The sequence below is a fragment of the Candidatus Gracilibacteria bacterium genome, from assembly GCA_041658685.1.
Lineage (GTDB): Bacteria > Patescibacteriota > Gracilibacteria > UBA1369 > UBA12473 > JBAZZS01.
This window is the reverse complement of the sequence record JBAZZS010000002.1, coordinates 1-14,854: the sequence shown is the minus strand read 5'-3', so window position 1 is coordinate 14,854 and position 14,854 is coordinate 1. Positions and strand designations below refer to the sequence as shown.

Annotated in this window: 19 protein-coding genes; 14 read left to right on the top strand and 5 right to left on the bottom strand. The window is 45.4% G+C overall.

What is annotated here, in order from left to right:
• The first annotated feature begins 37 nt into the window (after positions 1-37).
• The 12 genes from WC882_02560 (at position 38) to WC882_02505 (ending at position 9,703) form a co-directional block, all read left to right on the top strand.
• Positions 38-511 carry a 2-dehydropantoate 2-reductase gene (locus tag WC882_02560; GenBank protein MFA5842529.1) on the top strand — a complete coding sequence of 158 codons (474 nt, stop codon included), beginning with the start codon at positions 38-40 and terminating at the stop codon, positions 509-511.
• A gap of 42 nt (positions 512-553) precedes the next feature.
• Positions 554-937, top strand: coding sequence for a ketopantoate reductase C-terminal domain-containing protein (locus tag WC882_02555; GenBank protein MFA5842528.1), 384 nt, complete (start codon positions 554-556; stop codon positions 935-937).
• 79 nt (positions 938-1,016) lie between these two features.
• Positions 1,017-1,637, top strand: a complete 621-nt coding sequence (locus tag WC882_02550; protein MFA5842527.1) for a LemA family protein — start codon at positions 1,017-1,019, stop codon at positions 1,635-1,637.
• Positions 1,638-1,647: 10 nt separating this feature from the next.
• Entirely contained in the window at positions 1,648-2,547 is a 900-nt protein-coding gene (locus WC882_02545) for a M48 family metallopeptidase (protein ID MFA5842526.1), read from the top strand.
• A gap of 87 nt (positions 2,548-2,634) precedes the next feature.
• Positions 2,635-3,483 carry a hypothetical protein gene (locus WC882_02540; GenBank protein ID MFA5842525.1) on the top strand — a complete coding sequence of 283 codons (849 nt, stop codon included), beginning with the start codon at positions 2,635-2,637 and terminating at the stop codon, positions 3,481-3,483.
• A 92-nt stretch (positions 3,484-3,575) separates the two neighbouring features.
• Positions 3,576-4,607 (top strand): formate--phosphoribosylaminoimidazolecarboxamide ligase, encoded by a 1,032-nt coding sequence (locus WC882_02535; GenBank protein ID MFA5842524.1) that lies wholly within the window; start codon positions 3,576-3,578, stop codon positions 4,605-4,607.
• A gap of 61 nt (positions 4,608-4,668) precedes the next feature.
• Complete coding sequence (locus WC882_02530) at positions 4,669-5,205, top strand: HDIG domain-containing metalloprotein (protein ID MFA5842523.1); 537 nt, start codon at positions 4,669-4,671, stop codon at positions 5,203-5,205.
• Positions 5,206-5,316: 111 nt separating this feature from the next.
• Positions 5,317-6,516 carry a DUF1297 domain-containing protein gene (locus WC882_02525; GenBank protein MFA5842522.1) on the top strand — a complete coding sequence of 400 codons (1,200 nt, stop codon included), beginning with the start codon at positions 5,317-5,319 and terminating at the stop codon, positions 6,514-6,516.
• A 40-nt stretch (positions 6,517-6,556) separates the two neighbouring features.
• Entirely contained in the window at positions 6,557-6,874 is a 318-nt protein-coding gene (locus tag WC882_02520; GenBank protein MFA5842521.1) for a DUF5652 family protein, read from the top strand.
• 10 nt (positions 6,875-6,884) lie between these two features.
• Positions 6,885-8,210, top strand: coding sequence for a sugar phosphate nucleotidyltransferase (locus tag WC882_02515; protein ID MFA5842520.1), 1,326 nt, complete (start codon positions 6,885-6,887; stop codon positions 8,208-8,210).
• A gap of 7 nt (positions 8,211-8,217) precedes the next feature.
• A complete protein-coding gene (locus WC882_02510) occupies positions 8,218-9,021 on the top strand; it encodes a glycosyltransferase family 2 protein (protein MFA5842519.1) in 804 nt (267 codons plus the stop codon).
• Positions 9,022-9,055: 34 nt separating this feature from the next.
• Positions 9,056-9,703 carry a hypothetical protein gene (locus WC882_02505; protein MFA5842518.1) on the top strand — a complete coding sequence of 216 codons (648 nt, stop codon included), beginning with the start codon at positions 9,056-9,058 and terminating at the stop codon, positions 9,701-9,703.
• Between the two features lie 8 nt (positions 9,704-9,711).
• Here WC882_02505 and WC882_02500 read toward each other — a convergent pair whose 3' ends face one another.
• Positions 9,712-9,990: a 2Fe-2S iron-sulfur cluster-binding protein gene (locus WC882_02500; GenBank protein MFA5842517.1), complete on the bottom strand. Its 279-nt coding sequence runs from the start codon at positions 9,988-9,990 to the stop codon at positions 9,712-9,714.
• 74 nt (positions 9,991-10,064) lie between these two features.
• Here WC882_02500 and WC882_02495 point away from each other — a divergent pair, with 74 nt between their 5' ends.
• Positions 10,065-10,577 carry a DJ-1/PfpI family protein gene (locus WC882_02495; protein ID MFA5842516.1) on the top strand — a complete coding sequence of 171 codons (513 nt, stop codon included), beginning with the start codon at positions 10,065-10,067 and terminating at the stop codon, positions 10,575-10,577.
• Positions 10,578-10,587: 10 nt separating this feature from the next.
• Positions 10,588-11,163: a GNAT family N-acetyltransferase gene (locus WC882_02490; GenBank protein ID MFA5842515.1), complete on the top strand. Its 576-nt coding sequence runs from the start codon at positions 10,588-10,590 to the stop codon at positions 11,161-11,163.
• Here WC882_02490 and WC882_02485 read toward each other — a convergent pair.
• From WC882_02485 to WC882_02470, 4 genes are all read right to left on the bottom strand, one after another.
• A complete protein-coding gene (locus WC882_02485) occupies positions 11,048-11,911 on the bottom strand; it encodes a thiamine pyrophosphate-dependent enzyme (GenBank protein ID MFA5842514.1) in 864 nt (287 codons plus the stop codon). The two genes, WC882_02490 and WC882_02485, sit on opposite strands and share 116 nt — an antisense overlap.
• An 18-nt stretch (positions 11,912-11,929) precedes the next feature.
• Positions 11,930-12,262 carry a rhodanese-like domain-containing protein gene (locus WC882_02480; GenBank protein MFA5842513.1) on the bottom strand — a complete coding sequence of 111 codons (333 nt, stop codon included), beginning with the start codon at positions 12,260-12,262 and terminating at the stop codon, positions 11,930-11,932.
• Positions 12,263-12,407: 145 nt separating this feature from the next.
• A complete protein-coding gene (locus tag WC882_02475; GenBank protein ID MFA5842512.1) occupies positions 12,408-14,168 on the bottom strand; it encodes a 2-oxoacid:acceptor oxidoreductase subunit alpha in 1,761 nt (586 codons plus the stop codon).
• Positions 14,169-14,180: 12 nt separating this feature from the next.
• Positions 14,181-14,573, bottom strand: coding sequence for a hypothetical protein (locus tag WC882_02470; protein MFA5842511.1), 393 nt, complete (start codon positions 14,571-14,573; stop codon positions 14,181-14,183).
• Positions 14,574-14,854 lie beyond the last annotated feature (281 nt).

Below are 14,854 nucleotides of genomic sequence, written 5' to 3'. Positions count from 1 at the left end.
GGGCAAGAATAAGCCCTTAATTTATTATTGCTTTGGCATGGAAGAGAATCCTTCAGAAAGGAAAATCCTGGTGGTGGGTGGGGCGGTCGGCACTTTTTTAGGAGCAAAATTGCATGCTGGAGGTTGTTCTGTGGATCTTTTAGGAAGAGGGAAAATCGCTCATTTGGGAGATACTATTCGAATCCAGGAAAGAAAATATGCGATGCCTCCGCGTCTGACTGCTTTACCCGAAAATTCAAGCTACGATCTCGTGGTCCTCGCCACAAAACTGCATCATTTGCACGATATTTTGGCTCAAATTCAACAAGCGCGAGTTCGGGCCGGTTCCTTGGTGAGCATCCAAAATGGTCTCGTGGATAACGCTCAATTTAACAACCTACTGGGAGAGCAAAGATTGATGGTGGCTTCGGTTTTTGATGGATTTCGGATTGATGGAGAGAGACTTTTGACAACGAATACGGGAAAAGGATGGAAAGTGGAAGATTCTCCGGACGGGCAAAGGGTTTCATAAATTTTTCAGTCCGCCCAAATTCTTTGTAGTACCGAACCGGATTTGGATCTCTGTCGTGCAGAAAAATCAATCGTAAATTGTTGTTTGAACGGGCTTTCTGCCATTCATAATAAAACTTTTGCCGAACTTTTTTCCGACCCTGTCCTCAGTGCTCGCATTGAACATCTTTTTGAGGAATGTCATGCGATTCTTGCCACCGCTTTCCCATTAGAAGAGCGAGAGAGTTTAAGGACGAAAATTTTTGAAGGATGGCGATACGCGGATCATTATTCTTCGACCTGGCAGGATTTAACGGAAAGGAAACCCACGGAAATCGATTTTCTCAATGGATTCATGGTCCAGTTAGGACGAACGCAAGGATCATCCGTCGTGGAAAACGAGAGCGTGATTCGAGCATTGAAAGAAATAGAAGAGGCACGACGTTAAATTTCCCAACTTCATTGCATTTCCCCCTCTTTTCGGACTATAATCCGGGCAACTTTTTATATCTTTAAAAGATGTTTTTATGCCGATGATTATTTTGGGCATTGTGGTGGTTCTCTTGTTATGGCTTGGAGTGATGTACAACTCATTTGTGCGCATGCGCTATCGCGTGAAAGAGGCGTGGTCGGATATTGATGTGCAATTGAAGCGCCGCTACAACCTCATCCCGAATTTGGTGGAAGCGGTGAAAGGCTACATGACGCATGAAAAAGGAGTGCTTGAAAATGTGACCAAAGCCCGTGCCAACGCGATCGGAAATCAAGGCGACCCCGAGGCTCAAGCCAAGACCGAAAACATGTTGAGCGGTGCGTTGAAAACCTTATTCGCGGTTTCGGAAAATTATCCGGACCTTAAGGCCAACCAAAACTTTTTGGAATTGCAACGCGATTTAACCGACACCGAAGATAAAATCCAAGCAGCTCGTCGTTTCTACAATGGCAATGTGCGAGATTACAACACCAAGACCGAGATTTTCCCCAACACCTTGTTCGCCGAAATGTTTGGGTTTCACCGAGAACCCTTCTTTGAGTTAGACAATGCAGCGGAAAAAGAGGTTGTGGCTGTTAAATTCGATACTGCGCCAGCAACCCCGGTGGCCCCAACAGAGGCTCCGGAAAAACCTAAAGCCAAGAAGAAAGAGTAATTCATTCACTATGGCCCTCGCTTACACTCAAATCTCAAAAAACAAGTGGGAATCCGGAGGAATACTCCTCCTATTCATGGTTTTTGTCATGGCTGTGGGTTTTTTACTCGCAGAAGTACAAAGTCCCGGAGGAGGCATGATTGGATTGATCATCGCAGCCGCGATTTCTTTTATCTGGACGCTTGTGGCCTATTTCACCGGGGACAAAATCGCCTTGGCCGCCAATGGTGCCAAACCGATTCAAAAACAAGACAATCCAATGGTTTACAACCTCGTTGAAAACCTTTGTATTTCCGCAGGCCTTCCGGTCCCGAAAATTTACCTCATCCAATCCGAGGCCATGAACGCGTTTGCCACAGGCCGCAAGCCCGAAACCGCGTCCATTGCCATCACCACGGGATTGCTTTCACGACTCGAGAAAAAAGAGGTCGAAGGCGTGGTTGCACATGAACTTTCCCACATCGGCAATTACGACATTCGACTCATGACCCTCGTGGCCGCCTTGGCCGGGGTGATCATGATTTTAACCGATATTTTTTGGCATTGGAGTTTTCACAGCCGTGGGGGAGGAGGCCGGAAAAGCGGTCAACTACAACTCATCATGATGGTGGTGGGGCTTGTGTTGATTATTTTTGCGCCGTTGATTTCAATGCTCATGCAACTCGCCATTTCCAGAAAGCGTGAATTCTTGGCCGATGCCTCAGGCGCCTTGCTCACGCGCTATCCCGAAGGCCTCGCCAGTGCTTTGGAAAAAATTTCACAAGATTCAACCCCGCTTCCAACCGCAAGTCACGGCACGGCCCATCTCTATATTTCCAGCCCATTCAAAAAGAAAACGTGGTCCAATCTGTTCTCAACCCATCCGCCGATTGAGGCGCGGGTGAAGGCGCTGAGAGAGATGAATTTATAAAAAAACAAAACAGTACTTGACGGATTAAGCTTTTTTGGTTAAATTATATCCTTGGTTTTAAAAGGAATATTTTTAGCCTTTTCAATCATGGTAGAACTTGCCTCGGAGAACACTTCTGAACAACAAAGATTATTAAGAGAAATAGCTGAAACCCTACAACAAATTCCCTCGCTTATTTCAGGAAATGCAGATGCCGAAGCAGCTCGAGCCGCTTTTTGCCTTCCCCTAAAAGGAGCAGATGGGGAAGACGATCAATTTAAGCTCTGGCCACGTTGTAGGACTGTCATCGAAAGGGACCCATGCGCGAAATTTTTAGATAGAGATCTCCTCGTAAAATCTTTACGTTGCCTCAATAGCAACTCTCTACGTCATGGGGGGGATTGGCCCGGATGGATTTTATGGTCAAAATCAATGGTAAAAGCCTATCTTGTCCCAGAGGGTCAACCTTGGGATGCAATTCTTGCAAAGCTTGGTTGTGCTGAGGCCGGTTTGCGCGAATTAGCTACGGAGCAAGGCATAACACTTGGAACTGTAAAGTTGGGAGACCCATTGAATTATACGATCTTCCCTAAAATAGGCCCTGATCCTGATTTAAGTTCTTCTGTATGTGATTGTAATGTAGAGTGGGCAGCTTTTAATTTTGGTCACAACCACCCTTCTTTTCTCCGTGCATTAGAAAGATTTAAGGGAAAAGGAGCTAAAATACTGGAAGCAGTAAGCAACGATGAAGAATCGGTAAATATCGAAGTGGCACGTATTTTAGCAATGGAAAAAGGGGGAAAAAAGATCCGTTGTCACCCCGACATAAGAGAAGAAGCACGTCAAAGCATTCAGCATATCAATCTAGAAGTAATAACCGCTGTACATACATGGGCACTTAAAGTGGATGGCGGTGACTTTGCTCAAAAATGGGCTTTCGAAAAAAGAAGGATTTAAAAATCTCTTGTTTTTAAAAAGTTTTCCCTCGACAAAATCTGCTGTTTTGTGGTAAGTTTTCCAAAACATCGCATTTTAATAAATCCTCCCCCATGCATTCAACTCAAATTCAAGACTATTGCATTGCCACGATCGGCAGTCACACGGCTTTGCAAATCATGAAAGGCGCTAAAGATGAAGGATTCCGTACCTTATGCGTGGTGACCCCCAAAACGCGCCCGCTTTATGAGCATTATGGATCGGTCGATGAATTTCTAGAAATTGAACATTTCAAAGATTTTCCAACACTCGAAGAGGAGCTCATTCATCGTAATGCCATCGTGATTCCGCATGGGTCTTTTGTCAGCTACTTGGGCCCTGACGCTGTGGCAAAACTCAAGGTCATGCACTACGGCACCAAAGGAATTTTAAAATGGGAATCGGACCGAGCCATGGAGCGAACATGGCTTGCGAAAGCCGGACTTACGCTCCCAATAGTTTTCAAAACCCCGGAGGAAATAGATCGTCCGGTGATCATTAAATTTCACGGAGCCTTGGGCGGGTCCGGTTATTTTATCGCCAATTCCACCGAGGAATTTTACGAACGCATCAAGGACTATCCGGACCATAAAAAATACGCGATTCAAGAATACATCGTGGGAGTTCCGATGTACGTGCATTATTTTTATTCTCCGCTCACGGATGAGTTGGAAATCATGAGTTTTGACAAACGTTACGAATCCAATGCCGACTCCATCGGTCGCATCGCGGCCAAGGATCAATTGGTGGCCAATCTTCGCACCAGTTACACCGTCACAGGGAACATTCCGTTGGTGGTGCGTGAGTCGCTTTTGCCCGGATTTTATGAGATGGGTCGACGCGTGGTGGAAACTTCTCGCACATTGGCCGGAGTGGAAGGCAAAGGGCTTTTTGGCCCGTTCTGCTTGGAGGGAATTATTGATACGGATTTGAATTATTTTGTATTTGAAATTTCCGCCCGCATCGTGGCCGGAACCAATCCGTACATCAACGGGTCGCCGTACACCTGGTTGCGCTACAATGAGCCCATGTCCACCGGCCGCCGCCTCGCTCGCGATATCAAGAAGGGGATTGAGAGCGGGGAGATGGAGAAGATTTTAGGCTAATTTTTAACCTGAAAAACCCGTACCAGTACGGCGCTCCTATCTTATAAAATTACAACATATTATGAACTACCCCGACGCGCATCGCATCATGCAAGAAAATTTACAGAATAAAAATATGCACAAACACAGTTACGCCGTGGAAGCGGGCATGCGCGCGTACGCTCGAAAATTTGGGGAAGACGAGGAAATGTGGGCGGTCGCCGGAGTTTTGCACGATTTCGATTATGAAAAATGGCCGCAAGAACATCCCACCAAAGGCAAACCGATTCTCGAGCAAATGAATGTGCCCGCCAATATTGTGCAGGCGATTCAGGAGCACGGAGACATCCCGGCAGAGAGTTTGATGGGAAAAGCGCTCAAAGCCGTAGATCGCTTGAGTGGATTCGTCACTGCGGTAGCATTGGTGCGTCCGGATAAAAAAATCGGGAGCGTTGAGGTGAAATCCGTGTTGAAAAAGATGAAAGACAAAGGGTTCGCCGCGCAAATTGATCGAGAGGATTTAAAAAAATGCGCTGACGATCTCGGGGTGCCTTTTGAAGAACATGTCGAGATTGTGCTGAGGGCCATGCAGGGGATTGCGGAGAAATTGGGATTGTAAAAAAACATAAAGTGCTTCTTCCCCCAGATTAACTAAATGGTATTTTCATAAGACTTTTTTTGACATTTTTGCTAAACTGGGGCCGTTGATCCTTTGACCCCCTCCTTTTTTATGAATATTGCCAAAACCCTCAAGTCGTACGACCCCCAAAACATCACCATTGCCTCCTTGGGAGGGCATAGCGCTCTTGACGTGTGCCATGGTGCGAAAAAATACGGTTTTAAAACTCTCGTAATCGCACAAAAAGGCCGCGAAAAAACTTACACAAAATATTTTAAAACGCGTGAAGAAGGAACGCTCGGTTGCGTGGATGACGTGATTTTGGTGGATCAATTTTCAGATATTTTAAAGCCCAATGTGCAAAAAGAATTGCGCAAACGCAACGCCATTTTCATCCACAACCGTTATTTTTGGGTTTATTTTAAGGATTTTGCAAAGATCGAAAAAGAATTCGATGTGCCGATTTACGGCAATCGTGTATTGGTCAAACTCGAGGAGCGCGATCAACCCCTCAACCAATATCATCTTTTGGAAAAAGCCGGGATTCGCACCCCGCGCATGATTCGAAAAGGCGAAGAAAATTTGGATGAAAAAAAGTTGAGAAAACGATTAGATGAACATTTTGTGACACAAAAAGGCGGACCGCTTTTGGTCAAAGTGAATGAAGCGATTCGCGGGTATGAACGCGCTTTTTTCGTGATTACAAGTACGGCCGCGTATTTCGACTTTGGCGCCAAGATGATTGCTCTGGGGAAAATCACACGCAAAGATCTCGACCGTTCCGTGATCGAAGAATTTGTTTTGGGCGCACCGGTTAATTTTAATTATTTTTACTCCAATTTGAACGGAGAACTCGAACTCATGGGAACGGACACGCGCCGCCAAACCAGTCTCGACGGATTTTTGCGACTCGATGCCGAGACTCAACGCACATTGATTAAGGGCGGATACAAGCCCTCGATGATTGAAACCGGACACATCGCTTGCACCACCAAAGAATCGTTGTTGGAAAAAGCCTTTGAAGCCGGAGAAAAATTCATCGCCACACTCAAAAAAGAGATCAAAGGCGGGATGATCGGACCGTTCGCCTTGCAAGGTGCCATTGCCGCCGAAGAAGGGCGCGAAGTCTTGGTCGTGTTTGATGTTTCGATGCGTATCCCGGGGTCGCCGGGCACTCGGTTTACGCCAATCACCGGGTATTTATATGGAGAAACCATGAGTTACGGTGAGCGCATCGCCCTGGAACTCCGTCAAGCCGTAGAAGAAAATAAATTGGGGGAAATCGTAACGTGAAATTTCATTAAATTTTAATAAATTCTTCATTTTTATTTAATCTTTAAAACACACTCCCATGAACTTCGAAGCCATCCAAAATTTCATTATGAATAATGAAACCAATGTCATCATCCAATTTCTTTTGGATCCTTGGTCTTTCGCACAACAATCTTGGTTTTGGTGGGCCTTGGTCGGGCTGATCCTACTCATTCTTTGGTGCATCATTTGGAAAGGGTTTGCCTTGTGGTATTCCGCGCGCAACAATCAAAAAGCATGGTTTATCGTTTTGTTGGGTGTGAACACTCTCGGGATTCTAGAAATTTTATATTTGGTATTTTGGCGTGCCAACAAAAAGAAAAGTCTTTGGAAAAAACTCACCTCATTAAAAAAGTAAAATCGTCCCCATGAAAACGCTTCTTCTCGCCGCAGGCCGCAGTCAACGCATGACTCCAATTGAGGATAAAAACTTCCTTTCCTTTTGCGGGAAACCATTGATTCAACATCAACTCGAGGCCTTGGTGGAATCGGGATTGAATGACATTCTCATCATTGGCGGAAAACATAATTTAAAGGTGCTCAACGAATTTGCGGAACAATTTTTGACAAAGAAAAAAAGCCTCAAACTCAAAGTCATCGAACAAGAAGATCTAAAAGCCGGAATGGCCGGCGCCGTGCTGGCCGCGGAATGGGCGGTTTCTCCTCAGGATTCTCTGTTTATTGTGAGCGGAAACGATGTGGTCGATAAGGAGGCGTATCGCTTGATGTTCGCGGCTTCGGGAAATGAGAGTTTTTCAGGATTTTTATTGGGAAAACGAGTGAAATCGTATTTCCCGGGCGGGTATTTAAAGACGGATAAACGAGGCGAAATTAAGAGTATTGTTGAAAAACCCGGAGCAGGGAAAGAACCGAGCGATCTCGTGAATTTGGTTTTGCACTTTCACCGCAATGCGGGTGAATTGCACAAGTATTTAAAATCGATTAAAAGCGCGCGCGACGATCGTTATGAAAAAGCGCTCGATCAAATGATCAAAGACGGGGTGAAAATGCAGGTCGTAGCGTACGACGGGTATTGGCAAGCCATCAAATACCCGTGGCACGTGCTCGAAGTGGCGCGGCATTTTTTTGAAATTATACCCAAGCGTATTTCCCCCTTTGCAAAAATCGATAAAAAAGCCAACATCACGGGCGATGTGGTGATCGAAGAGGGCGCAAAAGTGCTGGCCGGAGCCACAATTGTGGGGCCCGCGTATATTGGAAAAAATTCCGTGGTGGCCACCAACGCGCTCGTTCGCGAGTCTTACATGGGTGAAAATTGTGTCATCGGTTTTAGCACCGAGGTGGCGAGAAGTTGGCTTGGCAATGAGGTTTGGACGCATTCCAATTATATCGGAGACAGCGTGATCGGGAACAATGTGTCTTTTGGCGCAGGCACGATCACAGGCAATCTTCGGTTTGACGAGGGCAATATTAACGTGGCGATTGGAGATGAGAAAATCGATTCCGGGACCAATAAGCTCGGCTTGATCACAGGCAATAATATTCGAGTGGGCATCAATGCCAGTTTTATGCCCGGAGTAAAAATCGGAAGCAATTCATTGGTGGGCGCGGGTTTTGTCATCAATCAAGACATCCCGGAGGGGAGTTATGTGGTCGGAGAATTGAAACTCAAAATTGTTCCAAATAAAAATAAGGCCCTTCCTTCTCGCGATGCGATGCGAAAAAAGCTATAAAAAATTTATGAACCCACTTCTTTCCATAATCATCGTCAATTACAACCACAAGTATTTCCCGCGGATGTGCGTTGAGGCGGTATTGAAAAGCAACACGAATTTTTCATACGAAATTATTGTGGTGGATAATAAATCCGAGGATGAGAGCATCGATTATTTGCGCGAAGCGGATAAAAAAGGGACGATTCGGTTGATCGAATCCGGGGCCAATTTGGGGTATGGAAAAGCCAATAATCTCGGCGTAAAACATGCCAAAGGAGAATTCATTGTGATTTCCAATCCCGATATTTTTGTGAAGCAGGACACCATGCAAAAAATGCTGGACCATCTTAAGAAAAATAAGAAAATTGGGATTTTGGCTCCGCGCCTTCGTTATTACAACGGGAAAATCCAGGAATCTTGTCGTCGTTACATGACGTTTCTTGATTTGGTCATCAAGCGCACGCCTTTAAAAAAAATCTCGGTTTTCAAGAAACGATTGGATCATTATTTGATGAATGACTTTGATCACAACAAAACGCAATCCGTCGATCTCGTCACCGGTGCGTATTTTATGATGAAAAAAGAGGTCTACGACGAAGTGAAAGGATTTGACCCGCGTTATTTTTTGTTCATGGAGGATTACGATCTTTGTTTAAAAGTGCATAAAGCCGGTTATCAAGTGGTCTATTTCCCGGAAACCGAAGCTGAGCACTACCACAAGCGCCTTTCCGGTGGTAATATTTTGGGGCTTTTGTTTCACCGTGTGTTTTGGAGTCATCTTAAAAGCTCTTTTCAATATTTTTGGAAATGGCGCGGCAAAAGGCCTTAAGTTTTGCACTTTTTTATTTTTTAATGAAATGGTCATGAAACGTTCATTTTTTCTCATCGGAATTAGCTTATCACTCCTCATCATGAGCGGGTGTTTATTCGGGTCCCAATATTATTCTTTATCAAATTGTGAAAAAGACCCGGCGTCAAAAGTGGTCACCATGAAAACAGTAGATGAAAACAGCGATGAATTTACCTTTCGTATGAATCCGGAAACTTGGGATCTCCAAATTTGGGACGAGGAAAAAGCTCCCAATCGTGTGGCTTTGGTCAATAAGACTTATCTCGAGGGAGATTGTTATGTTCTCCCGGGGACCATGGGGCAAGGTTATCAAGAGGGATGGACCGTTACGGAAGGAGTTTTAATGACGCAACGAGGCAATGCACGCACATTGGATATCATCAATCAAGTGGGGATTCGGCTTAAGTATATTGTCGGATATGAAATCGGGGAAATGCCTTATATTTTTGAAATCAATTTCCCGGTAAAAGATCAGGACATTTGCTCCGCTGATGCGCAAGCGTTGGTGTCCTCGTTTAATGCGGATTTGCCTGCAACCGAAACAACGGATGCGACAGGCGAAATCGATAGCACTCCGAATTCCGATGAAATTGTCACACCAGACACCACAACGCCAACAGTGACGTCAGAAATTCCGGCCACAGAGGAAGTTGTTCAATAATATTCTTACTACTGTTCCACCGTTACATCCCCTTGCACCAAGCATTTGCATGCCAATCGGTGTTCTCCGTCGTTTGAGCCCATGGCATCCAAGGTCTGTTTTTCGGTTTCATCGATGGGGGAAAGATTTTCTTTGCCTTTTAAGACTCGAACAAGACACGTTCCGCAAATCCCGGTTCCACATCCGAAGGGGATTGGCCAGCCATTATCTTGGATTACGTTTTGGAGCGATTCTCCTTTTTCAACTTCTACATTTTGCCCGGAATTGGAAAACGTAACGTTTGGCATGATTTAAATTTTTAGAGTATAAAATAAAACGAAAGCGTATTCATTCTAACCAAAAAAGATTAAAAACCAAGCCTATGACAAAAATCATCATGATCCTTGCCCCGGAACGATATCAAGAACAGGAGTACGGGGACCCGCGACGGGTTTTTGAAGAAGAAGGATTTACCGTTAAAACCACAAGTACGGTCAAAGTCGCTCAAGGAAAATTGGGAGGAAAAACTACGGTTGATCTTTTATTACAAGACGTGCAAGTGAATGATTTTGACGCCATTGTTTTTGTGGGAGGACCTGGAGCATTTGTGTATTTTGAAGATGAAGTGGCCTTAAATTTGGCCCGCGCGTTTGAAAAAGAAGGCAAGTGGGTGACCGCCATTTGTGCCGGTCCGGGAATTTTGGCGAATGCCGGAGTGCTCAAGGGCAAACGGGCGACTTCTTGGCCGGGAGAGGGGGATCACTTAAAGGAAAAGGGCGCAACTTACACCAATGCCGCGGTGGAGCAGGATGGGAAAATCATCACCGCCAACGGCCCATTGGCAGCCGAAGCCTTTGGTCAAACCATTGTCGCGGCCATGAAGGAGGGAAAGTAACCCAATCGTAATGCAAATAAAAAAAGCCATCATTCGGGATGCTCAAGCCATGCATAGGATCCATACAAAGGCCGTGAGCACCACATGTAAAAATTTTTATACTAAAAAACAAATTGCAGCATGGCTAGAGGGAAGATCCCCGGAAGGGTATCATGAAGGAATTCAAAAAGGAGAAATGTATGTTGCGGAAGATAAAGGGGAAATTGTAGGTTTTGGTCATGCAATCCCCGGAGAAGTCGTCGCTGTTTTTGTCGATCCGGATTTTCATAATCAAGGCATCGGGAAGCTTCTATTGGGATACGGACTCAAAATCGCTTCCAAAAACCATCAAAAAGTGAAGGTTGAATCCACTATAAACGCCGAAAGTTTTTATAAAAAACAGGGTTTCGTAAAAGTAAAAGAAAATATAGTTATAAAAAAAGGAGAAAAACTTCGAATGGTTATTCTGGAGTTTTTAGTACAATGATTTTTTATCTCAAACGATTCAATAATTCTTCAACCGGCACCTCCTCAATCGGCTGTTTCACCAACGGTAAATCATTGAGTTGAGGCAAGCGATCCTCATACGTGGGCCGCTCCTCTTTAAAATACAACCCGATGTGAATGCGATCCTCCCACGCCAACGCAGCCTCGAGCGCGGTCAGCTTATTCGAAGGATCATACCCCGGCTCTTCCTCGAGTTTGTGAATGCGTTGTTGATACCATTGATACGTATTTTTTTTATTGAAAGTCACGCACGGCTGAAGCACATCGAGAATCGCAGTGCCTTTGTGTTGAATTCCACGTGTGATCATATCGGAAAGATGTTTGATGTCCCCGGCAAAACTGCGCGCTACAAAGGTTGCGCCCCCGGCAATCGCGAGTTGAATCGGATTCACAGGCGTTTCCAAAACTCCCTCGGGAGTTGAAATCGAACAATACCCCGAGTCACTGGTGGGCGAGGTTTGCCCTGTGGTCAACCCGTAAACCTGGTTGTTTTGCAAAATATAAAGCAAATTGTAATTGCGTCGCAAAAGATGCACAAAATGTCCCATCCCAATTCCGTACCCGTCCCCATCGCCCCCGATCACGATGATCGTGAGCTTGTGGTTGGCCAAGTGCACACCACTCGCCACCGGCGCCGGACGGCCATGCAAGGAGTGAATTCCATACGTCTTGATCCAATGTGGCATTTTTGAGCCACACCCGATCCCGGACACAATCACATAATTTTCACGAGGAATATCGAGTTGAGAAATGGCTTGTTTCAGCGCCATCCAAATCCCGAAATCGCCACAACCCGGGCACCAATGCGGCATCGTTTTACTGTCGAGATGTTTGAGCGGAATTGACATAAAAAAAATTAGGAAAGTTTATCGATCGAGTGAATAACCTAAGTCAGTCCATTCTTTAAGCCCGGCCTGATAATCACTCACGTTTTTGTATCCCATTTTTGCGAGAGCTTCGGCCGCTTTAGCTCCGGCATCGCATTCGCTATCTTTGGAATACACCACCACCACCATGGATTTATCCGGGATCATTCTTTCCGCCATGATTTTGAAGTTTTCATCATGAAGCGGAAGATTGATGGCTCCGGGAAGATGGTGCTTGAGAAAGGATTCCGGGGGCAACACGTCCACGAGTATAAATTCGTCGTTGCGGTCGATCATGCCTTTGAGTTCATCGTGATGAGTGATTCCGAGCATAAGATTAGGGGTTAGGGATTTGAAGTTAGGAATTAGGATGCAGAGGAGAGGAGTGGGTGTTCTTGAGATCGCATTTTTTCAAGGGAGGTTCTGCGAGGATCATGTATCCGAGCAGGTTCTCCCCATGCGATCGAGAGAATGCCCGCTACTCTCCGATAAAATTTTTAACTTTTTCACAAATCTCTTCCGGATAAAACGGTCGGCCATCGTATTTTAAGAATTTTTCATCCACATCCAGAAGCGTGTGTTCTCGAATCAATTCTCCAAGTTGGCCGCGATAATTGCCTTCGATCAAGAGAGATTCTTTTGCCTTTTTAAGGAAGTCGGAAACCGCTTTTTTCGGGAATGGAGACAGATAAATCACATGCATAAAATTCACGCGAATCCCTTCAGCTTCCAAACTACGCATGGCTTCTAAAACCGCACCTTTGGTCGAGCCCCACGCGATAATGGAAAGGTCGGCATCCTCGGGCCCATAAATCGGCGGATTCGGAAGCTCTTTGGCCAATGTTTCCATTTTGCGAAGACGTTTTTGATGCATCGCAATACGATTTTCAGCGCTTTCATCCAACTCTCCGGTCGCATCGTGCTCATAACTATTCGCCACATAACGGGTGTGGGGCATGCCCGGAAGAATGCGTGGCGAAACCCCGGACTCGGTCACTTGATACCGCGGAAAATCTTCCATGGTTTCTTTGAATTTCTCAATTTCTTTTTCACTCACCATGGGGCCACGATCAATCTTAACCGCGAGTTTTTCAAAATCATCGGCTGAAAAATGGCTTTCCGAAAGATATTTATCCGACAGCACGATCACCGGAATATGATATTTTTCCGCAAAATTGAACGCGTGTTGTATATAAAGGTACGCTTCGCTCACATCTCCGGGGGCCAAAACGAGTTTGGGAAATTCATCATGCCCGGCATGAATCACAAATTTAAGATCCGCTTGCCCGGTCCAGGTTGGAAAACCGGTCGCAGGCCCGGGGCGTTGAGATTCCACCACCACCAACGGGACTTCAATCATACCTGCAAGGCTCAACGACTCCACCATGAGCGCAAATCCGCCGCCCGAAGTCGAGGTCATGGCGCGCACTCCGGCATACCCGGCTCCAATGCAATACAAAACCGCAGCCAATTCATCTTCGGGTTGCTTCACCACAATATTGAGGTCTCGTTCATGTTTTGCAAAAACCGACAAAATGCTCGACGCCGGAGTCATCGGATACGCACAGAACAGTTTGCACCCGGCTTTCATGGCCCCATAAGATAAGGATTGATTTCCGGAAAGCAGCATTTTTGGCTTATTTTGGGTTGGCGCCATGGAAAAGGGGAACGCTTTTGCCGAATCAAAATGTTCCAAAACATAGTCATATCCGATTTTTGCCATTTTTACATTCAGAGAAACGACTTTTTCTCCTTTTTTCTCAAATTGTTTCACAATCAGTCCTTCGAGATGTTCGAACGGATATTTAAACAAAGCCAACGACGCGCCCAGAGCCACGGTATTTCGCATGATGTCGATGCCGCCGTGTTCTTTCACGATTTTAAGGAAAGGAACCGGGAAAAGATGTGTGGTTTCGGGCTGAGGAAGATTTTTAGGTTCCAATGAGAAATTTTCAGGGTCAAAAAGAACACCGGCCCCGGAAGAAAGCTCGTTTTTATGCAATTCAAAAGTCTCTTTATTCAAGCACACCAAAAGATCAATGCCACGAACCTGGGAATAAACCGGTTCCGGGCTCACTCGAATATGGTAGCTGTTGTGCCCGCCACGGATCAGGGAAGGGTATTCGAGATAAGCGAGGACATTCAACCCTCCGCGCGTAAAGCATCGGGAAAACATCTCTCCCGAGGCATTGATGCCTGCTCCAGCTGCTCCTCCTACCATCCAAGTGATTGTATTCATAAGTGTCGCCATTTAATCACAAAAACAGCGGATGGGAAAATGTTCCGGGAGAAAGTTTAGATTATTTTGGAGGGCAGAGATTTGGCGTGGAGAAAAAACAGCTCTCACAGGAGGAGCATCTGCAGGGGGGCAATCTCTGCCAAACGATTCACACATAAATGCACTGAAAGCTATATTAAAATAAACTTGGCTACCAATGATGATAGAGGCGGGTTTATCAGGTTCAGACATCCCGAAATGGGGGTTAACTATATCTGTAACGGTTCTTAACTCAGGGGCAATGGGAACAGGAGAGCTTTCAGCGGCTTTACCAAAAGAATCTTTTACTGGAGCAAAAGAAGAAGGTATAGCCGTAGCCATAATTGAAAGTGCCGCGGCCCCCAAATAGACCAATGATCGATTCATGCATAAGTAGTCAGGAGTAAGGGGCTGATAATAACACGCGCACAAAATAAGTCAATGGTAGTTTAGGGCTGCAATTGCTTGGTAAGTATAGATGGGATATTCGATTGTAAAAATTATAATGGCTTAAATAAGCCGTTATTTGGGGTAAAAAGTGTGCCCGGGCGGGATAGTTAAATTAATTTGGTTGATTTTTTGGATTGCAAGTGATGGATTTTTTGTACTTACAAAACCCTTCGATCCAAGCAAAAAGAGACTTAGGTGTGTTGAAACCTTTGGCCCTA